A 22,093-nucleotide genomic window follows, 5' to 3' on the forward strand; every position below is an offset into this window, starting at 1 on the left:
GAATTTAGCTTCATTCCTTAAAACGCTGGAATGATCGCACCTTCGTACTTTTCTTCAATGAAAGCTTTAGCTTCTGGAGAATTCAGGGCAGCAACCAGCTTTTTGATGGCTTCGGAATCTTTATTGTCTTGACGGGTTACCAAAATGTTAGCATAAGGGGAATCTACACCCTCGATGAACAATGCATCTTTAGTTGGCACAAGACCAGCGTCTAGTGCAAAGTTCGTGTTGATCAAAGCAAGGTCTACCTCATCCAGTTGACGTGGGAGCATAGCAGCTTCCAACTCAATGATGTCGAGATTTTTCTTGTTTTCAGTGATATCTGCTTTTGTTGCAGCAATGTTTGTATCATCTTTCAAGGTAATCAGACCATTTTTTGCAAGTAGGATTAGTGCACGGCCACCGTTAGTAGCATCGTTCGGAATGGCAACTTTTGCACCATCAGCCAACTCATCGATCGATTTGATTTTTTTGGAATAAGCTCCAAAAGGTTCAACGTGAACGGATGCAACAGAGACCAGGTCGGTTTTATTATTTTTGTTTTGGTCATCCAGATACGGTTGGTGTTGGAAAAAGTTAGCGTCTAACTCCTTCTCATCAAGCTGTACGTTAGGTTGAATATAGTCAGTGAATTCTTTGATTTCAAGTGTAATTCCATCTTTTTCAAGCAATGGAGCAATAGCCTTCAAAATTTCAGCATGAGGAACAGGTGAGGCACCAATCACCAATTTCACTGGATCTTTAGTAGGTTCACTTGTTGCTTCTGCGTTTGGTGCTGTTGTAGCAGCCGAGCTCCCAGCATTATTAGATGCATTGTTGTTACCGCAAGCCGCAAGCACCGCAACCAGTGTCAGGCTAAAAAATGTAAGTAGTACTTTTTTCATTGTAAATCCCCCTCTAATCTATATTTTGTATTGAATAAGGATATATATGGATGTACCTTATTTCCGTGTGTAATGTTTTACGAGTCGGTCACCGGCCATTTGTAGCAATTGCACCAGTACGACAATAAATACTATAGAAACAATCATAATCTCCGTCTCATAGCGGTGGTAGCCGTAACGAATCGCCAAGTCACCTAATCCGCCGCCCCCAACCATACCAGCCATTGCTGTATAGGAGACCAGTGTAACCAGTGTGATCGTAACTCCAGCGAGCAGACCTGGACGAGCTTCTGGCAAAAGAACACGCATAACGATTTGGTTCGTCGATGCTCCCATACCTTGTGCGGCTTCGATGACTCCGCGGTCTACCTCTCTTAACGACGTCTCTACCAAGCGGGCAAAAAATGGAGCTGCACCAATCACCAGAGGTGGAATCGTACCGAGTACACCAATGGAGGTTCCAACAACGGCTTTGCTGAAAGGAATTAGAGCCACCATCAAAATGATAAAGGGTACGGAACGTAGGATATTTACAAGTAATGATAAGACCGAGTAAGTTACTCTGATTACTATACTATTCGATTTCCCCCATAAATACAATAGAATTCCGAGTGGTAAACCAAGAATAATTGTGAACAATCCGGAAAAAAATATCATTTTTATAGTAGCAACCGTAGCATCCATCATTTCTTGCCAATTTAGATCTGCAAAATTCATTACGAAATCACCTCCACATCAAGGCCTTGAGCAATTAGTCTGGAGATCGTTACAGCAATCGCCTCAGCTGGCCCTTCGAACCGCACAATCATCTGTCCATAAGGCACATCTTTAATCGTTGAGATGGTACCATGTAAGATTGCAAAGCTTACACCCGTATCACGCACGACATCGGATAGTGCCGAGCCGTAAGTTTTTTCTCCGAAAAAAGTAATTTTGACAGCTTGAGAGTTATCCCCGGCAGCAGCATCAAGCGCCACTCGAAGAGGTCCTTCATTCTGTGTCTCACTGCGGATGAAATCGCGTGTAACCTCATGCTGCGGCTTGAGAAATACCTCTGTAACTTTGCCTTGCTCAACAATCCCACCACCATGAATGACCGCGACACGGTCGCAGATGCTCTGGATTACATGCATTTCATGTGTGATCAGCACAATGGTCAAATGGAATCTTTTATTAATATCGAGCAGCAGCTTAAGAATGGAGTCCGTTGTCTGGGGATCAAGCGCAGAAGTGGCCTCGTCACACAGCAGTACATCAGGGTCACTGGCTAGTGCCCGGGCGATGCCGACCCGCTGCTTTTGTCCTCCAGATAACTGAGAAGGATACTTACCTTTATGTTCTTCGAGCCCAACTAAAGCGAGCAAGTCTTTCACTTTTGTATCAATAGCTGTTCTAGATGTACCTGCAAGGCGCAGTGGAAAGGCAATATTATCGTATACGGTCGCCGAAGACAACAAATTGAAATGTTGAAAAATCATCCCAATCTTGCGCCGCTGTTCCTGCAACTGACCTTGGTTAAGACTGGTTAGCTCAACACCGTCTACCCAGACCTCTCCTTCTGTCGGACGTTCCAACAGATTAATGCAACGGATCAATGTACTTTTCCCGGCTCCAGAGTGGCCGATGACTCCGAATATTTCACCTTTCTCGATGGACAGATTCAATCCAGAAAGTGCTGTTGCCGCATTACTCCCTTTTCCATAAACCTTTGTTATCCCTTTTAGATTAATCAACTCTCGTCGCCCCCCCTTTATACTTCACTTATTCTATACAAAAAAACCTCCAACGATCGATGCAGATCGCAAGAGGCTCTGTGGGTTTATTAAGACAATGCCTTCTCATCTGCCAACGACCGCAACCTGCGCCATTGTAGGAATTAGCACCATGACATTTGTACAACGCTTCCCGCGCTGGATACAAATCGGTTGCCGGGCTTCATCGGGCCTATCCCTCCGCCGCTCTCGATAAGATAAAGTTATGAAATTATATTTTTTCTGAAATCGTACATACTTTAATGCAAGCATAAGTATAGTGAGTTTATCTATTTTTGTCAAAAGGAAATATATTGAACGATTACGATTTTATGCTCTTTGCCTTGCTTATTTCCTTACGCAGCTGTTCATTGCTGTAGCTGAATGCCGCGATTAATGTCTTACAGTTCATTTCGAGCGATTGTTTTAAATCCTCAAGATGGCTATCCAGATCCTCGAGCTGAATTTTGTCATGCAGACCTTGGTGCCGCTGCCACAAATCATCCTGCATTTCGGAATTCATATAATGAATTTCAGCATTTCTGCGCTTGCGTAAATTCTCCAATGGATCGCGGTAGGAGTTCTTAATCTCTTCCAGTTGATCCGCTAATGCAGGATGCACATTCAATAATTGAAGCTGACGCAGCACTGTAAAATAAGAAAAGTGCGTTTTTAATTTGGATGTTTTGAGATCATAAAAATGATTCAGTACCGTCCCAAGCTTGTCCAGAAGAGAGAAAACCCGGATAAAGCCATCTTTATAAAAATAAACATAACGTGCATAATCGCCCTGTTCCACCGGTGTCATATCATCCATATAACCCGCAATCACTAATTTCCGGTAAAAAGCGGCCGCGAACCAACTTTGCTCCAGTTCATCCAGAGAGGAAATCAGCCCACGTGTCCAAATCTCCAGCTTGCGGTATTCATGGTCATTATCCTCATGGGCACTCATTTCCTTGCGCAGCAATGCTGCAAAAGTGGCCATATTCTCCATCGCATCAGCCAACACACCGCTGTTCTTTCGAGGCGGCTCTCCAAGTAATACCCGCAGCATATCCCAGTCCTCCTAAAGTTTTGTTCAGCGTCTGCTTCCATGGACTGCTTCGTACAAAACTCGCGACGTAAGCATCGGCCAATCAGCTCCACGATATACCGATTTCCACTTTATTATTCCGCGGGTGAAGCACCTCTATCCACGGAGGGAATGTTCTACCAAGGCGGTGGAATCATTGGGTTCGTTACATTTTTTCCAGACACGACACTACTCGCGCGATTTAGCTGCCAGACTCTTACACTCATATAACATAAGACACCAAACAAACTGGCAATCAGCAAAATATGAGCCAAAGCGGCAAATATGTACAATCTTTCATTATCTAAGGTGTAAACCACAGCCGCCCCACTAAATACCTGCATCAAGCATAACAGCACTGCAGCTATACCTAGCGCTCTAAGCTCTGGATAATCCTTATGTTTCCAAAATGCTAAATGCCCGAGCAGCGCAGTAAGCATGAATAAGATTAAAGCCGCAATCCGATGCGTAAAAACAACACCTACTCCTCCGGAAAGCTCCGGAACCCATTCTCCATTACAAAGCGGCCAACCCGAACACCCGCCTTGTGAATCCGTATGACTTACAAAGGCTCCAATATACACGACAATATAAGAATAGATGGCAGTAAAACAGGTTAAATTGCGAAAAGCCTTACTTACGGGCTTCTTTTGAGCCTCCAGCTTATGATCATACTCGCGCGCTTCATGCCATCTCTTGGTTCCAAGAGCCAACATCATAGCGCTCGAAAAGGCGATCAAAGAAAAACCCATATGCAACGCCATTACAGCAGCGGATTGGGATTTAATTACTGCAAGCGCTCCCATACCACCTTGAACGATGACGAATACTAAGGTCATAAATGCATATCCCAGCAAATCGCGCCGAGTACGGGCATAACGCCAAAAAGCAAACATCGAGGCAAGTGAGAATAACCCTGCCAAACCGCTAAACAAGCGATGGGTGTATTCAATCATCGAGCCTATAGTATAAGCCGGAATTAATTTTCCATGACAGAGCGGCCATTCATTTCCGCATTCCAAGCCCGATCCAGTCTTCGTCACTACCGCTCCTCCGAGTACAGCGAGGAACATGATAAGGCAAGTAAGATAACTAAGCCATTTCAACTGATTTGTCGTCAAAAATATCACCCGCAGTTTTTAGTAATGAAGAAGCAGCCAGACTTATATTTCAAAAAACCACCGCTTTTGCACAAACAGGCGAAAGCGGTGGTTCCTTAGGAATTACTTTTGAAGGCTTTGATGCACTTGGACCGCTTTATCAAGGAAATTCTCAATCTCTTCACGGGATTTGCGCAATTTATTAACGAATCTAACCAATTCCCGTCCATCCGAATATGCGACGAAGCTTGGAATACCCATAATATTTTGTTCTTGGCTAACATCGCCCACGGCATCAACATCTACCTCAACCAGTGTAAGGCGGTCTGCATAAGCCTGCTCTACCTCTGGGATAAAAGGATCGATAAATTTACAATCCGAGCACCAGTCAGCCTTGAAGATGGCCACTGTTAATGGAGGTGATTGAATGGCTACCTGAAATTCAGCAGGAGAACTAATTTTGTCCATGATTTACTCAGTCCCTTCTTCAATATCTGTCTATTTTCTACTCTTTAAGTGAAGCAAAATGCAGTGTAGAAGTCAAACCTATTCTCTCATACGAACACGTGCAGGCTGTAACTTCATCAGCGGATTCAATAATTTTTGCAGCGCCCGCGGATAACTGGAGATTTCCTGTTTAGTCAGCACGCCCAGCACAATAAGCAGTACTAGATAAATAACAACAACAGCGGCTCCTACAACAAGACAAGTGATCAGAAACGCCAAACGTACAGGCATCAGATCTGTTAACAGAATCCCAGCTTCATTCAAGCCATAACCAATCCCGCCGGACACAAGTACCGCAATCACGAAACCGCCCCAACGTTTGCCCATAATTTCAAAAGGCACAATCGATTTCAGCATACGTAAGTTAAGCAAAGTAATGACCACGAAACAAAGTGCTGTTGCACCGATGATTCCGTAGATGCCAAATACCTTACTAAGTAATAAGCTTGCCACTAATTTTACAATAATACCCGCTAACACATAATACATGGAAATTCGCGATTTGCCCATACCTAACAAAATAGAGTTCGTTGTCATCATCGTAATCTGAAAGATCGTTCCTAAAGTAAGCATGGCTACGATACCACTGCCATCTAAACTACTGAATAAGAGGCCATTAACTGAATATGCAGCAACTACGAGTGATAGAACAATCGGTGCTCCTGTTAAAATAGAGATACGAAGCGCTAACGTCACTTGCCCTTTTAGGTGTTTCTCATCCCGACGGGCATATGCAGCTGAAATAATTGGTATTAGTGAAGTGCTCAGTGCTATAGAAAGAACCGGCGGAATCCCGGCGACACTCTGTGCCCGACTCCCGAAAATACCCAAAGCACGTGTGGCATCAGCTACACCAACTTGTCCACTCAGTAACGGTACAATTAAAGATGTATCAATAAAGTTCACTACTGGAACCGTAACTGAAGATAGAACGATAGGAATGGATAATTTGAATATATCCTTATAAATTCCAAATAGAGGAAGCTTTGCTTCATTCGTTTCGTATAACGCAGTTTGCCCCTCGCTACGCCGTAATTTCATAGCGTAATAGAGCATTACACCAAACGCACCAACACTACCAAATACACTACCGAATGATGCACCAGCAGCCATCCACGTGTTGTCGTACCCTTTTTGTAACAATACAAATGCCAGAAGAACAGCGGTAGATACCCTCGCGATCTGCTCCACAATTTGAGAGATGCCACCAGCCATCATATTATTCCGCCCTTGAAAGTAACCACGCATCATTGCAATAGAAGGGAAGAGTAGGAGTGCCGGAGCTATGGCCCGGATCGCCAAAGTACTTTCAGGAACTTTTGCATATTCTGCATAATAAGGAGCACCTATGTATAACAATGCGCTCATAATTACGCCAACTACAACACCAAAGATTAATGCCGCCCGATACACCTGCTGAGCTTCATTTGGTCTATTCAGTGCATAACGCTCAGATACCATTTTACTTAATGTACTTGGAATCCCTGCTGTAGCCAGCGGTAATAACATTAAATAAACTGTGTTTGCCTGTGTAAATGAAGCATTACCAACATCATTAAATAAATGCTCCAGCGGCACCCGCTGGACAAGCCCGAGTACCCTTGCCACCAAAGCTGCAGCAGCAAGGATAAGCGTGCCTTTAACAAAAGACTCTTTCTTGGACAAACTCTTTCCCCTTCTTCACTGTTAAATTAAAACCGGGCGACCCATATAAAAAAGAGGACGACCATAATTACCTGCAACACGATTTTGACCAAGGTGCTGCTAAATAAGCCGAGTATGGAGCCAACACTTACCTTAGCAGCTTTAGACGGGGAAGATCCCACGATCAGTTCTCCAATAAAAGCCCCTAGAAATGGTCCAATAATAAGACCAAAAGCTGGAATAACAAAAGGTCCCAAGATCAGCCCGATCGTGCTCCCGATAATCGATGAACGTGAACCGCCAAATTTTTTGACACCCCACGCTCCTACAACATAATCAGCAACAAAAAGAACTACAACGATCAGTGTTTGAATAATCCAGAACCAAACCCCAAAGGGCTCAAAAGAAAAGAACCAGCCGTATACAAAAAAGGCAAGATAGATCGCTAACGCACCCGGCAGTATGGGATACACAGCCCCTGCCAATCCTACAGCAAACAAAACAATGATAAGAATCCAACCCAGGATCGTCAATTCCTTAACCTCCTACTAGCATAATGCTCCATGGATTCACTTCGCAGTACTGCTTTTATTATTTGCTGCCTACAGAGGCTGCAGCTTCGGTAAAGATATACTTTTGGATGACCTCGGCAATCCCGTCTTGATTATTGGTCGCCACCACAACATCAGCCTCTTGTTTAACCGTCTTTTGCGCGTTGCCCATGGCAACCCCAAGCCCAGCCTGCTGGATCGCCGCCAGATCGTTAAGGCTGTCGCCCACAGCTACAACTTGCGACATTTCTATTCCCAGCAGCTTGCAGACTTCCTTTATTCCTGCTGCCTTATTCACGCCTAGAGGATTAATCTCCAGATTGTGCGGAGAAGAGTTCGTAATCTCCAGTCCACCCATATCTTGAAGACGAAGCAACAGCTTATGACGAAGCTCATCATCTTCAGTATGATAACCGAATTTAAGCCACTCTCTACCCGTTACATCCCCATCCCAGTTATCCTGTTTAAGAACTTCGTCCAGAGAATAAGCCCAGAACCAGATGTCATCTGCTTTTGCAAGATCATACATTTCTTGTACCAGCTTGGGATCCATTAGTGATCTCCGGTATATTTCATGTGGCGCTCTCCACACCTCACTGCCGTTCACAGTGATCATCGGTGTCTCTAAACCTAGCTGCTCTGCATAGGGTAAGGCACTTACAAATGCCCGGCCTGTCGACAGACAGACATGAACGCCTGCGTTGACCGCCTTTTGAATCCATTCCACCGTTGTGGGTGTAATTATCTGTTCATCATTCAGTAGGGTTCCATCCATATCCAATGCAAGCAGGCGGTATTTGGCAATCATTTGCCACCCCTCCATTCTTGTATGCTCTCTATTGAGAAGCTGTTTATTTTTTAAATCTTAGCCATAGGGTCAGAGTTACTCGGTACCTGTAGTCTCTCCCTCCTTCGCATTATCATTAGTATTATTGCCAGACTGGAGACTTTTCTTTGGAACTCCATCAAGGCCATATTCCCAATCATAGGCATCAAATATTTTACGTGCGACTGGTGCCGCACTTTGTGAACCAAAGCCACCTTCAGGGATTACAACCGCCACAGCCAACTTAGGATTATTACGTGGAGCATATGCAATAAATACCCCATTATCGCGAATTTCACCCTTAGCTACTTGCTGAGAGGTTCCCGTCTTACGGGCAAAGTCATAAGGGAAATCAGAAAAAGCACTAACTTCACTTCGCATCCCCTGCTTAATTTCATTCCAGTAGGACTTATCGAAGTTTGTTACTTCATCAAGCACCTCACGTTTAAACTCTTTGACTATATTTCCATCTGCATCAGTAATCTTGCTAACCAATTGAGGTTTAATCCGCTGTCCTTCATTAGCAAGTGTTGTAACATACTGTGCAAGCTGCATTACTGTATAACTTCCTTGTTGTCCGAAAGAGGCATAGACCAGTGCGGACTGCGCACTACCAGCAGCTTCTATATTGGTATAGTTTCTTTGACCCAAGAATTCATTTGGCAGGTCAATTCCCGTAGATACACCAAGGCCGAACTCTTTCATATAGACATCCCAGATGTCTATCCCCTTGCTTTTATATTTGTCATACAATCTTTTACCGACCATATCGACCATAAATGCATTCGAGGATTTCTCAATGGCTCTAGCAGGATCCAAAGAACCATATACGTGGTTAGAAGAGTTTCTTACCTTCGTTTCATGCCCAGACTTACCAAAAGTCGCAAAACCTTTATCCTGATAATACGATGAAGTTGAAAACAACCCTTCATTCAGGCCCACGAGTACACTCAAAGGTTTAATCGTTGAACCTAGAAGCAATACAGATCTTAGTCCATTCCCTGAGGTTCCTGAAGAAATAGGAGTTATCGTGCCGTTCTGATAGTTATCCATAATACTGTTCCAGACATCTGCAGATAAAGAACCCGTTGTCCAAACATTCGTATCATAGTCAGGCATACTCGCCATAGCAACAATATTGCCAGTATCTACTTCCATCGCTACTGCATATCCCGTTAAAGCATTCGGATGCGTTCTGCCTTGTACGGTATTAGAGTGCAACCATTTGAGCTGATCTGTTATCGCCTGTTCTGTCTTCATCTGAACGTTCTTATTAATCGTTGTCCAGATGTCATTTCCTTTGACAGGCGGAACGACACGCTCAATTTTCTCCGCCATATTCTGTGGATTGACGGAAATTTCCTGATAGCCGTTTTGCCCGCGAAGCTCACGCTGATATTTCAGCTCCAGCCCATCGAATCCAACAAATTCATCATCCTTATACGTTAGCCCTGGCTCCGGATTGTTTTTCATAGCACTTAGAATGTTTTTATAAATATTAAGACTGTTCGCGGATTTGAAGGGTTTGATATAACCAATCGTCTGTACAGCAACCGTATCTTTATCGTAATGACGAATGCTCTCCTCGACAATCTCAAGCCCCGGATATTCTCCTTTATGTTCCATGAAATAAGCAACTTCTTCAGTAGTCAGATCAGCCTTAATTCGCCGTGCCATAAAGCCAAGTGATTTACGAAAATATAAATCCAACACATCAATTACATCTTTCTCCGTCATCTTCTCTGCATTTGGATCCCCATATTTATTGAAATCAGCTACCAGCTTGGCTGCCAATGCATCAGACTTGGCCTTAGCCTCTGGGGTCAGCGTTGTTTTACCGGTGACTTTATCTGTTTCCTTAGCCGTATACTCTTTATTGAGTGTGATATACAGCGATTGAACAGGTGTGGAATAAGCTAGCTTCTCACCACCTGCAGCGTATATAACCCCTCTCATGGAAGCTAACGGTACATTTTTAGTATCTCTACTCGTCTCTACCTCAGTTAAAGTTGGACCTTCCACAAACTGCAGAACAGCTAGTCGGATGATGATTACGCAAAATATAACGAACGTGCTAAAGAAAAACACGTTGAGTCGCAGGCCAATGGAACTTTTGCTGCTGGTCTCGTCAGGAGGTGAGGCCTGCTTACGGAAAAAACTCACAGTTTTTCTCTCCTTTTTCTCTAATTTAAGCTTATTGTTCTTGAACGGGATCTGCCACAGGTGGAATATTCTTCTTTGGAACCCCATCCAGCCCATATTCCCAATCATAAGCATCAAAAATCTTACGGGCAACCGGAGCTGCACTATTGGAGCCAAAGCCGCCTTCCGGAATCACAACCGCTACAGCCAGCTTCGGATTCTCACGTGGAGCAAAGGCAATAAAGACCCCGTTATCACGGTTTATATTTTTTCTATCCGTTTTTTCAGAGGTTCCTGTCTTACGGGCAAAATCATAAGGAAAATCGTCAAAAGCACTAACTTTACTGCTCATTCCCTGTTTGATTTCTCTCCAGAACGATTTATCAAAGGTTACGCTATTAAGCACTTCTTTTTTAAATTCCTTAACCACCTTACCTTGCGCATCAGTAATCTTACTTACAAGCTGCGGTTTAATTCGCACACCTTCATTTGCAAGTGTAGTAGCATACTGGGCAAGCTGTAATGTAGTATAACTGCCTTGCTGGCCAAAAGATGCGTAGACGAGCGCGGCCTGTGAGCTCCCTGCAGCCTTGAAATCTGTATAGTTAATCTGACCTGGTGATTCACCGGGAAGACCACTTTGTGTTGACACACCCAGTCCGAACTTTTTCATATATTCGTCCCAGACCTCTACACCTTTATCCCCCAGGTATTTCTTGTATAGTTGCTTTCCGACCATATCTACCATAAATACGTTAGAGGATTGCTTGATAGCATCAGCCGGATACAGTTTTCCATAGACGTGACCTGATGAATTTCTAACCGATGATTTATCATCCTTACCGAAATAGGTAATCCCCACATCGGGATAGGTGCTCGAGGTGTTAAAAAATCCTTCATTTAAACCAATTAATACACTTAACGGTTTAATGGTCGATCCCAAGAATACAAGTGAGCTAAAATCATGACCCGATCTCCCGGAAGAATTCGAGGTAATTGTACCATTCAGATGATTATTCATAATTTTATTCCAGACAGATGTAGGCAGCGAGTCCTTTGTCCATACATTCGAATCGTAATCAGGCATACTCGCCATAGCGACAATATTCCCAGTCTCTACTTCCATTGCTACTGCATAACCTGTTAAAGCATCAGGATGAGTTTCGCCTTGAACAGCATTGGTATGCAGCCATTTAATCTGATCCAATATAGCCTGTTCAGTCTTCATCTGAACATTCTTATTAATGGTCATCCAAATGTTATTGCCTTTTACAGGGGGAACGGTCTGTTCTACCTTCTCCGCCATATTTTGAGGAGTGACCGAAATGACCTGATAACCATTTTCTCCGCGCAGTTCGCGTTGATACTGCATTTCCAGACCATCAAATCCTACATATTCTTCCGTTTTATACATAAGTCCCGGTGAAGAATTGTCTTTCATTGCACTACGAATATTTTTGTACATCGCTATGTCTTCGGTTGATTTAAAAGGTTTACCAAAACCCACCGTCTGCACAGCTACCGTATCTTTATCGTAGTGGCGTACACTTTCTTCCACAATGGTAATACCTGGATATTCATCCTTATGTTCCATGAAATAAGCTATTTCTTCTGAAGTTAGCCCTGCTTTTATACGACGAGGTACATAACCCAGATACTTTTTAAAGTCCAGATCAAGTAAATCCAGCACGTCCTGCTGCGTTAACTTAGGGGCATCTGCACTTCCATATTTCTCAAACTCCGCTACTAATCTTGCTGCAAGGTCATTAGACTTATTTTTCGCTTTTTCCGTTAGTGAGGTTTCACCCGTTACTTTATCGGTAGTTTTAGCTGTATATTCCTTATTTAGGGTAAGATAGAGCGACTCAACAGGTGTAGAATAGGCTATCTGCTCACCCCCGGCAGCAAAAATAATCCCTCGCATGGCTGCCAGCGGAACAAACTTCGTATCCCGTTTGATCTCTTCTTCTGTCAGCAAAGCTCCCTCAGTAAACTGCAAACCTGCAAGACGCACAATAATGATACAAAAAATAAAAAAAGTGCCAAAGAAAAACAGATTCAATCTCAGACCTACAGAATGTTTCGAAGATTTCCCGTCCGCAGGCGGGAGCTGCTTCCCAAAGCTCACCAGCTTTCTTCCCTTCTATATAAAAATAATGTCTGAATTGCCTTAGCCAGCGACATTGCTCTTATAATGAAGGTGATTTCTAAGAAGCTGATTGTGAGCATTGCACTCGCATTTGTGTTAGAGCGGTTGGTATGAGTTTATTGTACCACACGGAAGGAGTGCGGCGCCCTCACTCAGAGTGCGTTCTCCCTAATATGCGTATCGTCAAAATCCTTCGGATTAAACCAATCCCCACTGCTCGCCCAAGTGGGATCCAATGGAATCCAAGCTTGCCGGTCACTTATATAAACTTCATTCCAGGCATGTGCGCCATACCCGCCTCGACCATCATAGCCTTGACCCGTTACAACGCGCACCTGCAATCCTTGGGAGCGGGCCATTACAGCGTAAAGACGTGCATAATCAATACATACCCCTATGCGTGTGTCGAAGGTATCCTGCGGGGTCTGTTCATGCCAAATTCTATTTTTTTCATAATTTTCCGCTTTGGCGTAATCATAAGTTACTCGTGTTCCTACCCAATCATACAGTAGTCTGGCTTTCTTCTCGTCTCCTTGCGCTTGTCCAATAATATCTTCAGCCGCACCCACAATATCTTGTGGAATGTCATGATCAATAACTTCATATTTTCTGCGCAGGATATCATTCATCTCAGCTGCAACGGTCTTCGTCAGAATAGGCAGCTTTTTCTGCACTGTCTCCCCAACAAAGGGCTCAAATACAGCGGCAGCGCTTTGACTGTAGATCGGAGAAGATTCAACATAACGGCTAAATTGACTTTCTGGATTTAGGCCAACACAAATGAAGAGAGCAAGCACAATAATTAAACCACGAGTCAAACCTATAATTAATCCTATGATAGCTCCGCCCATACGGCTTACTTGCGTAATCTTTCTGTCCTTAAATGTCTTGGTGCGCCGTAGCTGATGGAATGGGAGCAGCATAGACAACAATCCCAGAAGCATGCGAATTAAGATATAAGAGAGCAATAACAACAATAGAAACCGCACCAGCGGCGATTCCGCCAGCACAGACACAGCCGTATAATAAATTTGCTGCCACTGGGTCAACTGTTTATCAGGCAGACTTATTCCTGCTGCCCAAGTCTGTACATGAGGATTGAGATAAGCCGCAGCAGGAATGGCCAGCACCAAAGAAGCTATTGTATACAGTCCTGTTCCCAGCAGACCGAATAATCTTCCGGTAGCACTTGAGAACCCTCTGCTCCAGCCTTGCAATAGTGAAAAGACTACTACCAGCAGGAGGGCGATGGAGATGATATTTGCATCACTCAGACTAGTCAACCAACCGTTTATCATATCCAATCTCCCCTTTCAGTCGCCCGCTTGCTTGTTTTGATAATGATTTAAACTGAAGCCGTTTATTGATGTTTCCTAGCTTCCTCGATAAATGTTTGTGTGGTATCAGTAATACTCCACTTCCCAAGACTAACTCCGCGGAAAGTAACCTCTACCTTATCTTCGCCAGTAGTACCTTTCACTTCAATATTCGGAGTTATAATCGTAAATGTTCCGTCACCATTTGAAGTGTACTTCGCATCCTGCGCCTCTTTAAGCATAACCTCTTGTGCTTCCTTCTTCACCGTACTTACCGTTCCATCTGCCACCTTATTCACAGCGTTACCAATTTGGTCCATTGTCACACCACTATAGATGAATAGACCTACAACGATAATAATGACAATCGCCCATTTCAACATCGTTTTGACCAAATTAACAACCGCGAACAACAGAATGAGCGCAATAACAATAACTAACCAATTCTCTCTAATAAACTGCGACCACACCTCTGGATCCATCAACCTCACAACACCCCTATCACCTAGTTTCGTCCTAAGGATTATCTCCTCTATAGACATGACGCCAATATTAATTATTATACATGAATGCCCATCATAATTCATGGTTCCACAGCCAGAGAAAGGTATACCTGCTTATAGGAATTAAAAAAGCGGTATAAGCCCTCTCTGTCCCACGTAAAGTACAAGTAGTTGCTTAAATTTGATCTTCTTAAAATCCGCCTTCCTGCATTAATCTTTATTGTAGGTGGCTCTCGGAGGTGTTTCCCTGTGAAAACTGCGCTGTGGCTGTACCTGTTTCTTTTTCTGGCGTTTTTTGATTTACATGCACAGTATCCTATTCTAACGCCCTTTGCCATCTCTCTTGGTGCGGGACCCGCCTTTATTGGCTGGATGATGGGTATGTATTCGTTAACCCATCTTCCTGGCAATTTGCTCGCAGGCGTACTCGTCGATCGTAATGGCAGCCGCCGCTACATCGTCTTTAGCCTTGTTACTGCGGGAGCCATTCTACTGCTGCAGGCTCATGCTCAGCTTCCGTGGCATTTGCTGATGCTACGAGCAGCAAGCGGGTTCGCGCTCGCCTTCCTCTCTCCAGCGTGCATGACCTTGCTGGCTTCATTATCATCTGATGCTACTGAGCAGGGGAAATATATGTCCGGACATGGTATCGTTCATACCTTAGCTTCAGTGGTATCCCCGGCAGCGGGGGCCTTTATCGTAGCTAAAGCTGGCTATTCCGGCACCTTCACCACATTGGGATGGCTGCTTATCGCTACAGGCATCATGGCTTTTTTCAGTGTACCGGCGCCTGCCCGGCGTTTAGTACGCCCTGTAAACTCTGCAGCACCTCCTTTAAAAAAACAGGATCTTCCTTCGGTCCCTATATCCGATGCCAATCCAGTTTCCAAACGTTATTATCTGCTGCCTTTTTTCGTTTCTTGTTCACAAGGGGTTCTGTTCTTTGAACTTCCTCTATCTCAGACCGGAAGTAATAGCATTGTTTCCACAGGAATTCTTTTATCGCTCCTTAGCTTAGGGGCTTTGGTAACACTCAGTTTGTTCTTCCTGAACCGCTTTTCCCCAGGAGGAAGAATAGCCGTGGCCTTGCTAGGTATGGCCCTTTGTTTTTTTGCGCTCGCCTCACTTCACAGCATTCCCGCTTCCGTTATTCTCTTTATGCTGGGTGCAGCCAAAGGAATATTATTTCCTGCAATGGCATCGCTCTTTATTAGTCTAGGTGGACCAGGACGTATGGGACGCACCTTCTCCATGCAGTCGATAGCCATGTCACTAGGCGCATTCGCAGGCCCTGTGGCCGCAGGACAATTAAGAGCCGTTGTTTCACCTTATTTCATTGCCTTTCTATTGCTGATGGTTGCACTATTACTGCTTCCGCCAAAAAATTCAACCAAGCTGTCTACCTACTCTTCCAAATGGAATGGGCGGGCCGCATGATTTATTGTTTTACGACATTTCCCGGGGAATGAAGATTTTCCTGTAGAAACAGTTGTTAAAACTGCTCCTCCTTCGGTAAACTATAATGAGTCTGTAAGTTCAGACTTCATTTCCGGAGGTGATTGTCAGCAAATGTCCATTACGATTATTGTCGAAGGCAAAAACGATCGCAGCAGATTACGACGCGTGCTGGTACCGGAAGTCGAAATCCTCTGTACCTTTGGTACATTAAATACGCTCAAACTCGAGTCCCTGCGACAAAAAGTAGGAGATGGAGAAGTATATCTTTATATGGATAACGACAGTTCAGGCAAAAAAATACGCGGGATTCTCCGCGATGCCTTTCCCGATGCTGGTCACATCTATACACGCCGGGGTTATGCCGGAGTGGAAGGCACTCCAGATGAATACAATATTAATCAGCTTGAAAAAGCGGGTCTGGAAGAGTTCATCATTTACCCTGAACCCATTCCTTTTTGATTCGCGATATATTGCCTAAGAAATTAAAAACGCCTTTTTCGTTATCCTTCAATAAATGGGATTCGAAAAAGGCGTTTCTGTTATGCGGTTAGGTTCTATTCACGAGCCAATTCATTCAGCCTATCGGCAAGAAATTCAGGCGTTATGTTATCCGTATCCCCTGCGTCATACAATGCACGGAGACGATTGTCCCGATCAACCAATGCTATGCGATTGGCATGTACGAAATTTTCTTTACTATTCCCTGCAATTAGTACTTTAAAAGAATCAGTTGCCAGCTTACGAATGACTTCCTGATCCCCCCGTAAGAAGTACCAACCCTTATAATCTGCCTGGAAACGGTCCGCAAAGCTTTTAATGGCTTCACGCGTATCATTCTCTGGATCAAAAGAAATGGAGACGAACGCCGTATCTTTTCCAAAGCTGCCATCGTCGACCAGAATTTTCTGCGTCTGAGATAACAAAAACGTAGTTATAGGACATACATCCGGACATTGTGTGAAAAAAAAGTATACCAGCCGTGCCTTACCTTGTGTATCAGCCAGAGTAATCTGGTCTCCATCCACATTTTCAAGTGAAAAGTCCTGCACTTCTCCGATTACCGGCAGTTTTTCTTTTCCTAAATTCAAAGAATTAACTGCCAGATAACCAGCCATTACCAAAGCAAGCAATAGTAGAATCCAGGTCCATTTATAACGCTTAAAGGTCTGCACGGACAATAATACCCTCCCTCTTCTTAACCGTGAATCGTATTCAATACAAGTACGATCAAACTTACCGTTAGGTAGTTAATGGAGAAGAGGAAGTTCTTCTTCGCCCAGACTTCGTCATCTTTTGCTGCAAAGCCCATCAAGGTTATGATTAACCAAGCCAGGGACAGCGCTGTTGAAATCACCAGATAAAAAATGCCTGCATAATCGTAGGCGTACATTAACACTGGAATAGGCAGCAACAGTGCTACATAAGGAATCATTTGAAACTTCGTACGACGTGTTCCTTTGACTACAGGCAGCAGCGGAAATCCAGCGGCTCTATATTCTTCTTTACGTCTAATCCCGAGTGCCCAGAAATGGGGAGGTTGCCACAGAAACAACATCGCAAACATCAGCCAAGCCCCTAGATCAACTGTTCCCGTAACTGCAACGTAGCCAATTACCGGTGGCATAGCTCCAGAGATCGCACCTACTGAAGTGCTCCATGTTGATGTCCGTTTCAACCAAAGGGTGTATACTACAACGTAAACGAACATCCCTACAATCCCGAACAGACCGGCTAAAACTCCGGAAAAAGCAAACAGTACAATCAAGCCCGCAATCCCTAGCCCAATAGCATACAGCAATACGGTTTTGGGTTTCAGTCGTCCTGTAGGAAGCCCCCGATCGCGCGTTCTTTCCATCTTCATGTCCAGGTCACGGTCGAAATAGTTATTAAAAACACAGGCCGAAGCCATAACCAGCATTGTACCGAGCAGAGTCAGAACTAATCTGCCGTATTGAACATCCCAACCTGAAGCCAGCCAATATCCTGCAAAGGCAGCGATGAGGTTAGATCGGATAATACCGGGTTTTGTTACGGTAATGAAATCACGCCAACTTGCACCTTCCGGTGGAGATTTTGCAGACATAGCTGCAGAATCGGAAGAAGCTTGAAATGTTATATGATTATCCACACCAAATGATCCTCCTTCTAAACGAACTTCTAACGTTCTAGCCGAAGCACTAAATAGACTTCGCTGTTAACTTTATCATATCAAACCCGAGGAGACTTTGACAGTCATGGCACAGTATGTTCATGAATTTGACAATTACGTGACAATATTTATTTCCAGCCCGTTAATAACCTAAGCTGTATTTGGGTAATTATTAATAATGTACTTCCGAACAACAAAGGAGAACTGACCAATGGACACCGCTACACATTTAGTTATGGGCATAGGGTTAGCCGGACTTTCATTCGTAGATCCTGTCGTTGCTTCTGACCCTAAACTGGCCGGAGCCGTTATGCTGGCTACGATTTTAGGCTCACAAGCTCCTGATGCCGATACCGCATTAAGACTGAAGGACAATGCAATATATATTCGTAATCACCGGGGAATCACACACTCCTTGCCTTTTCTAATTTTGTGGCCCGCTCTGATTGCCCTAGTCTTAGGGCCTCTGTTTGGATTTACTGATTTGGCAGCTTTAAGCCATGTTGCACTCTGGGGTTTCATAGGCGTAGGCGTGCACGTCTTCTCTGATCTGTTTAACACCTATGGAACCCAGGCCGCCCGTCCATTCACTGAGAAATGGATTGCCTGGAATATCATCCACATTTTCGATCCATTTATTTTTGGCAGCCATATCGCAGCTATTCTACTCTGGATCACTGGGATTGTGCCGCCCAAACCTTTATTTATTACGCTTTATGCCTGTACCATTCTTTATTATATTTGGAGAACGATTGTTCATGCCCGCCTTACACGAAACATCAAGCTTAAAGATATACACCATAATGCTGGCGAACGTTATATTGTAATCCCTACAATTTCACTTAAACGCTGGAACGTAGTTAAAGTGAAAAAAGACGGCAGCTATGACGTTGGGCAGCTACTGAACAACCGTCTGGAATGGTTCAAACATGCGGTCTGCTCAAATCATCCCGCTGTGGAAATATCCAAGTCGCATCCAGATATTCAGTCCTTTCTATATTTCACCTCTTATGCGGTTGCCGAAGTAGAGGAGCTTCCTTCAGGATATATGGTGCGCTGGGGAGACGTTCGTTATTTACACCGCAAACAATACCCTTTTGTGGCTGTATTAGTTATGGATAACCAATATAAACCTTTAAATACTTATGTAGGCTGGCTTAGCAGTGATAAGCTCGACAAACGATTTTCCATCGACCCTGGTTCTTTACGATGAAACTGTAGACTTACTGAGAGATCTATTCTATAATCACAAAAAATCCCGGAGTATTTTATAATACTCCGGGATTCATTTTAGCAGACACGGAAAGGAAGGCTCTTAATGGGTAAAGGACTCTCACTTTGGTTCGCTTGTTCTTCTATTCTTATTCTCACTGCCGCTTCAATCGCGATCAGCTATAGCTTCTGGCTGGCACTTCTGCTTGGTTTTCTTTGCGTAATGAATATTGGCTGGGGATTTATCCTCAAAGCCAGAATTAGACGCAAACAGGAAAGCTTAAGCTCTGACTAAGATTAACGAGCTGGCAGAAAGCCCATCCGCTCTTTTACGCCATTCAACGTCTCAGCTGCAACAATACGTGCACGTTCAGCACCTTCAGCAAGAATATCAGTGATCGCACCTGAACTGCGAATTTCATGATATCTTTGTTGCAAAGGCTCAAGTGTGGATACAACCACTTCCCCAAGATCCTTCTTAAAGCCACCATACATTTGTCCTTCATAACGATCGGCTATTTGCTGGAGGGACATCCCAGAACATTCCGAGTAAATACTCATCAAGTTACTAATCTCTGGCTTGTTAGCCGGATCAAAGATCACTTCACGTCCAGAATCAGTCGTTGCGCGGCTGATTTTTTTACGGATCACATCCGGCGAATCCAACAGGGCAATATAGCTGCCTGCATTCGGGCTGCTCTTGCTCATTTTTTTAGTGCCATCATCCAGAGACATAATGCGTGCGCCCACTTCAGGGATATATGGTTCAGGAATCGTAAAGAATTCGCCAAAACGGTTATTGAATCGGCCAGCTAAATCACGGGTCAACTCCAAGTGCTGCTTCTGATCTTCACCTACTGGCACAAGATCCGCATTATAAACAAGAATATCTGCTGCCATTAAAGAAGGATATACGAATAGGCCCGCGCCAACTGAATCCTTACCTGATGATTTATCTTTGAACTGTGTCATACGCTCAAGCTCGCCCATTGCCGTTAGCGTAGTCATGATCCAGCCCAATTCCGCATGCTGAGGCACATGAGACTGCATATATACATTCGAACGCACAGGATCAATTCCTGCCGCGATAAAGAGTGCAGCTACAGCTTCAGACTGCTCACGCAGTGCCGCAGGATCTTGAGCAACGGTGATCGCATGCATATCGACAACCATAAAGAAACATTGATGATCGTCTTGCAGCTTCACAAAATTTTTCAGCGCTCCGATATAGTTACCCAAAGTTAGAGAACCGCTCGGTTGTATGCCTGACATTACTTTTTTCAACATAATATAGACCTCCGTTAGATGTGATTTCAGATTTCCGAGAACGCAAAAAAAGCCTCATCCGCAAGGGACGTGAGACCGTGGTGCCACCCTTATTCGCTGCTTAACCTTTGTATAGTCAAAGGGAAACAGCCTTAGTCTTCCGTTAACGGGGAAGATCCGGCCGGTCTACTAGGGCATCTTGCTCCCGTTCAAGCGCGGCGCTCAGGGGTCCATTCATCAGGAGTGTCCTACCGGTTCGCATCAACCACCGGCTTTCTGAAGGTGCATTTCCTGTCTACTTGTCCCCGTCATCACATTCTCATCATAATTTAATGCCTTCATCATAGAACCATAAAGAGAAGTTGTCAAATCACTTAACCACTTCCGCATAAATCTGTTATGATAAGGTTATCCATGTTCTATTCGATTACAGTTACGATAAAGGAGCATATCTCATGAAACAGGTGACCAAAGGGCAGTGGGGCGGTTATGATACTTATATTTTGCACAGCCGCGAACTGGAAGTCACGCTTTTGCCGCGACTAGGAAACAACGTGATTTCATTGTTTGATGTAAAAGAACAACGGGAAATTCTGCGGCGGCCTGATGAAAGCGATCAAGCTTTCTTTATGCAAAAACCTTACCATTTTGGCATCCCGCTCTTAATTCCACCCGGAAGAATTCGTAAAGGAAAATTTCAATTCGAGGGTACAAGTTATCAATTTGACCAGAATACCGCTGGTGACAATCATATCCATGGTCTACACCGGACTCAATCCTGGTGTGTCAGCGATATTGAAGAAGACGAGGACGGTTGTGCAGTCACTACTGAATTCCTTACTGAAGATGATCCGCACTGGATGGAGCAATTTCCCATTCCACTCAAATTCGAAATGACATTCAGGCTTCAGGATGCCCGGCTCAGCCAGACTTTAAAGGTTACAAATCTCGGCGATCATCGTATTCCCTTTGGGATCGGTTATCACACCTGGTTTATGATCGATGGAGAACCTGAACGCTGGAATCTCAAGCTGCCCGTAAACAGCATTTATGAACTAAACGATGAATTGCTCCCTAGTGGCAATCTAATTCCACTTGGTGATCTAGATTCTCTAAATTCTGGAATCAACCTCCAGGGAACTAATTTTGATACTGCTCTACGTATTGGTGACAAGCAGCCCGTAGAAGCCTTGCTATTACGCGATGATGGTTATGGTCTTCGTTATACAGCTGACGAGAATCATTTCCGTCACTGGGTCCTGTATACCAAAGGACCGGCCGACCAATTTCTGTGCATCGAACCTTACACCTGGCTCCCGGATGCTCCTAACGTTTCCGATGACCCTTCCTTCACGGGCTTGCTGAAGGTAGAACCAGGTCAAAGTCTTGAGCTGTCCACTATGCTGGAAATGATCTATCCCGAGAATTAAAGCAGATATACATTATATCGGTCTTCCCTTGCGTTTACGTAAGAGAAGGCCGATTTTTTGTGCGAGCTTAGTTATTTGGGCTTTCTACCCTTACTTTTAATCGACTAATAATTACCATCCTTAAAACCTT

Annotated in this window: 21 protein-coding genes, 1 riboswitch and 1 other annotated feature; of the genes, 5 read left to right on the forward strand and 16 right to left on the reverse strand. The window is 44.1% G+C overall.

The window, feature by feature from the left end; translation table 11 throughout:
• Positions 1 to 17: 17 nt before the first annotated feature.
• The 13 genes from MHH50_RS25900 to MHH50_RS25960 all read right to left on the reverse strand — a co-directional run bounded on the left by MHH50_RS25900 (position 18) and on the right by MHH50_RS25960 (position 14,427).
• Positions 18 to 884: a MetQ/NlpA family ABC transporter substrate-binding protein gene (locus tag MHH50_RS25900; RefSeq protein WP_036685252.1), complete on the reverse strand. Its 867-nt coding sequence runs from the start codon at positions 882 to 884 to the stop codon at positions 18 to 20.
• Positions 885 to 941: 57 nt separating this feature from the next.
• On the reverse strand, positions 942 to 1,601 hold the full coding sequence (locus tag MHH50_RS25905) for a methionine ABC transporter permease (RefSeq protein ID WP_076218129.1): 660 nt from the start codon (positions 1,599 to 1,601) through the stop codon (positions 942 to 944).
• On the reverse strand, positions 1,601 to 2,617 hold the full coding sequence (locus tag MHH50_RS25910) for a methionine ABC transporter ATP-binding protein (RefSeq protein WP_076178961.1): 1,017 nt from the start codon (positions 2,615 to 2,617) through the stop codon (positions 1,601 to 1,603). The genes MHH50_RS25905 and MHH50_RS25910 overlap by 1 nt, the downstream gene beginning before the upstream one ends.
• Before the next feature lie 102 nt (positions 2,618 to 2,719).
• A riboswitch (SAM riboswitch) is annotated at positions 2,720 to 2,855 on the reverse strand.
• A 102-nt stretch (positions 2,856 to 2,957) separates the two neighbouring features.
• Positions 2,958 to 3,692 (reverse strand): Cthe_2314 family HEPN domain-containing protein, encoded by a 735-nt coding sequence (locus tag MHH50_RS25915; protein WP_076178960.1) that lies wholly within the window; start codon positions 3,690 to 3,692, stop codon positions 2,958 to 2,960.
• A 155-nt stretch (positions 3,693 to 3,847) separates the two neighbouring features.
• Positions 3,848 to 4,831: a heme A synthase gene (locus MHH50_RS25920; RefSeq protein ID WP_076302420.1), complete on the reverse strand. Its 984-nt coding sequence runs from the start codon at positions 4,829 to 4,831 to the stop codon at positions 3,848 to 3,850.
• Between the two features lie 102 nt (positions 4,832 to 4,933).
• The gene (locus tag MHH50_RS25925; RefSeq protein ID WP_340033635.1) at positions 4,934 to 5,278 is read right to left on the reverse strand and encodes a thioredoxin family protein; all 345 of its coding nucleotides are present in this window, start codon (positions 5,276 to 5,278) and stop codon (positions 4,934 to 4,936) included.
• A 78-nt stretch (positions 5,279 to 5,356) separates the two neighbouring features.
• A complete protein-coding gene (locus MHH50_RS25930; RefSeq protein WP_340033636.1) occupies positions 5,357 to 6,982 on the reverse strand; it encodes a polysaccharide biosynthesis protein in 1,626 nt (541 codons plus the stop codon).
• A gap of 26 nt (positions 6,983 to 7,008) precedes the next feature.
• Positions 7,009 to 7,494: a DUF456 family protein gene (locus MHH50_RS25935; RefSeq protein ID WP_038573189.1), complete on the reverse strand. Its 486-nt coding sequence runs from the start codon at positions 7,492 to 7,494 to the stop codon at positions 7,009 to 7,011.
• Positions 7,495 to 7,552: 58 nt separating this feature from the next.
• Positions 7,553 to 8,320, reverse strand: coding sequence for a Cof-type HAD-IIB family hydrolase (locus tag MHH50_RS25940; RefSeq protein WP_036685270.1), 768 nt, complete (start codon positions 8,318 to 8,320; stop codon positions 7,553 to 7,555).
• A 75-nt stretch (positions 8,321 to 8,395) separates the two neighbouring features.
• Positions 8,396 to 10,501: a penicillin-binding transpeptidase domain-containing protein gene (locus MHH50_RS25945; protein ID WP_076279678.1), complete on the reverse strand. Its 2,106-nt coding sequence runs from the start codon at positions 10,499 to 10,501 to the stop codon at positions 8,396 to 8,398.
• Positions 10,502 to 10,532: 31 nt separating this feature from the next.
• Entirely contained in the window at positions 10,533 to 12,608 is a 2,076-nt protein-coding gene (locus MHH50_RS25950) for a penicillin-binding transpeptidase domain-containing protein (protein WP_254848804.1), read from the reverse strand.
• A gap of 173 nt (positions 12,609 to 12,781) precedes the next feature.
• A complete protein-coding gene (locus MHH50_RS25955; RefSeq protein ID WP_076281937.1) occupies positions 12,782 to 13,927 on the reverse strand; it encodes a transglutaminase-like domain-containing protein in 1,146 nt (381 codons plus the stop codon).
• Positions 13,928 to 13,989: 62 nt separating this feature from the next.
• Positions 13,990 to 14,427, reverse strand: coding sequence for a hypothetical protein (locus MHH50_RS25960; RefSeq protein WP_340034642.1), 438 nt, complete (start codon positions 14,425 to 14,427; stop codon positions 13,990 to 13,992).
• 270 nt (positions 14,428 to 14,697) lie between these two features.
• On the opposite strand from MHH50_RS25960, the gene MHH50_RS25965 reads away from it, so the two are divergent.
• The gene (locus MHH50_RS25965) at positions 14,698 to 15,885 is read left to right on the forward strand and encodes an MFS transporter (protein WP_076127992.1); all 1,188 of its coding nucleotides are present in this window, start codon (positions 14,698 to 14,700) and stop codon (positions 15,883 to 15,885) included.
• Between the two features lie 132 nt (positions 15,886 to 16,017).
• Entirely contained in the window at positions 16,018 to 16,365 is a 348-nt protein-coding gene (locus MHH50_RS25970; RefSeq protein WP_036685586.1) for a DNA primase, read from the forward strand.
• Positions 16,366 to 16,460: 95 nt separating this feature from the next.
• Here MHH50_RS25970 and MHH50_RS25975 read toward each other — a convergent pair whose 3' ends face one another.
• Positions 16,461 to 17,078, reverse strand: coding sequence for an SCO family protein (locus MHH50_RS25975; RefSeq protein WP_036685589.1), 618 nt, complete (start codon positions 17,076 to 17,078; stop codon positions 16,461 to 16,463).
• 23 nt (positions 17,079 to 17,101) lie between these two features.
• Complete coding sequence (gene cyoE, locus MHH50_RS25980) at positions 17,102 to 18,034, reverse strand: heme o synthase (RefSeq protein WP_036685285.1); 933 nt, start codon at positions 18,032 to 18,034, stop codon at positions 17,102 to 17,104.
• A gap of 232 nt (positions 18,035 to 18,266) precedes the next feature.
• On the opposite strand from cyoE, the gene MHH50_RS25985 reads away from it, so the two are divergent.
• Together MHH50_RS25985 and MHH50_RS25990 are read left to right on the forward strand one after the other, a co-directional pair.
• Entirely contained in the window at positions 18,267 to 19,268 is a 1,002-nt protein-coding gene (locus MHH50_RS25985) for a metal-dependent hydrolase (RefSeq protein ID WP_036685288.1), read from the forward strand.
• A gap of 105 nt (positions 19,269 to 19,373) precedes the next feature.
• Positions 19,374 to 19,562: a hypothetical protein gene (locus MHH50_RS25990; protein WP_036685291.1), complete on the forward strand. Its 189-nt coding sequence runs from the start codon at positions 19,374 to 19,376 to the stop codon at positions 19,560 to 19,562.
• 2 nt (positions 19,563 to 19,564) lie between these two features.
• Here MHH50_RS25990 and trpS read toward each other — a convergent pair whose 3' ends face one another.
• Positions 19,565 to 20,551 carry a tryptophan--tRNA ligase gene (trpS, locus tag MHH50_RS25995; protein WP_036685592.1) on the reverse strand — a complete coding sequence of 329 codons (987 nt, stop codon included), beginning with the start codon at positions 20,549 to 20,551 and terminating at the stop codon, positions 19,565 to 19,567.
• 63 nt (positions 20,552 to 20,614) lie between these two features.
• Positions 20,615 to 20,854, reverse strand: a binding site (T-box leader).
• A gap of 134 nt (positions 20,855 to 20,988) precedes the next feature.
• Between trpS and MHH50_RS26000 the strand changes: the two genes are divergently transcribed.
• Entirely contained in the window at positions 20,989 to 21,963 is a 975-nt protein-coding gene (locus MHH50_RS26000; RefSeq protein ID WP_076184767.1) for an aldose 1-epimerase, read from the forward strand.
• Positions 21,964 to 22,093 lie beyond the last annotated feature (130 nt).

The organism is Paenibacillus sp. FSL H3-0302 (assembly GCF_037982245.1).
GTDB classification, from domain to species: domain Bacteria; phylum Bacillota; class Bacilli; order Paenibacillales; family Paenibacillaceae; genus Paenibacillus_AQ; species Paenibacillus_AQ odorifer.

Coding starts and splice junctions, on each gene's coding strand:
- MHH50_RS25900 (WP_036685252.1), bottom strand. CDS start 884: ATGAAAAAAGTACTACTTACATTTTTTAGCCTGACACTGGTTGCGGTG.
- MHH50_RS25905 (WP_076218129.1), bottom strand. CDS start 1,601: ATGAATTTTGCAGATCTAAATTGGCAAGAAATGATGGATGCTACGGTT.
- MHH50_RS25915 (WP_076178960.1), bottom strand. CDS start 3,692: ATGCTGCGGGTATTACTTGGAGAGCCGCCTCGAAAGAACAGCGGTGTG.
- MHH50_RS25925 (WP_340033635.1), bottom strand. CDS start 5,278: ATGGACAAAATTAGTTCTCCTGCTGAATTTCAGGTAGCCATTCAATCA.
- MHH50_RS25940 (WP_036685270.1), bottom strand. CDS start 8,320: ATGATTGCCAAATACCGCCTGCTTGCATTGGATATGGATGGAACCCTA.
- MHH50_RS25955 (WP_076281937.1), bottom strand. CDS start 13,927: ATGATAAACGGTTGGTTGACTAGTCTGAGTGATGCAAATATCATCTCC.
- MHH50_RS25960 (WP_340034642.1), bottom strand. CDS start 14,427: ATGGATCCAGAGGTGTGGTCGCAGTTTATTAGAGAGAATTGGTTAGTT.
- MHH50_RS25970 (WP_036685586.1), top strand. CDS start 16,018: ATGTCCATTACGATTATTGTCGAAGGCAAAAACGATCGCAGCAGATTA.
- MHH50_RS25985 (WP_036685288.1), top strand. CDS start 18,267: ATGGACACCGCTACACATTTAGTTATGGGCATAGGGTTAGCCGGACTT.
- MHH50_RS25990 (WP_036685291.1), top strand. CDS start 19,374: ATGGGTAAAGGACTCTCACTTTGGTTCGCTTGTTCTTCTATTCTTATT.
- MHH50_RS26000 (WP_076184767.1), top strand. CDS start 20,989: ATGAAACAGGTGACCAAAGGGCAGTGGGGCGGTTATGATACTTATATT.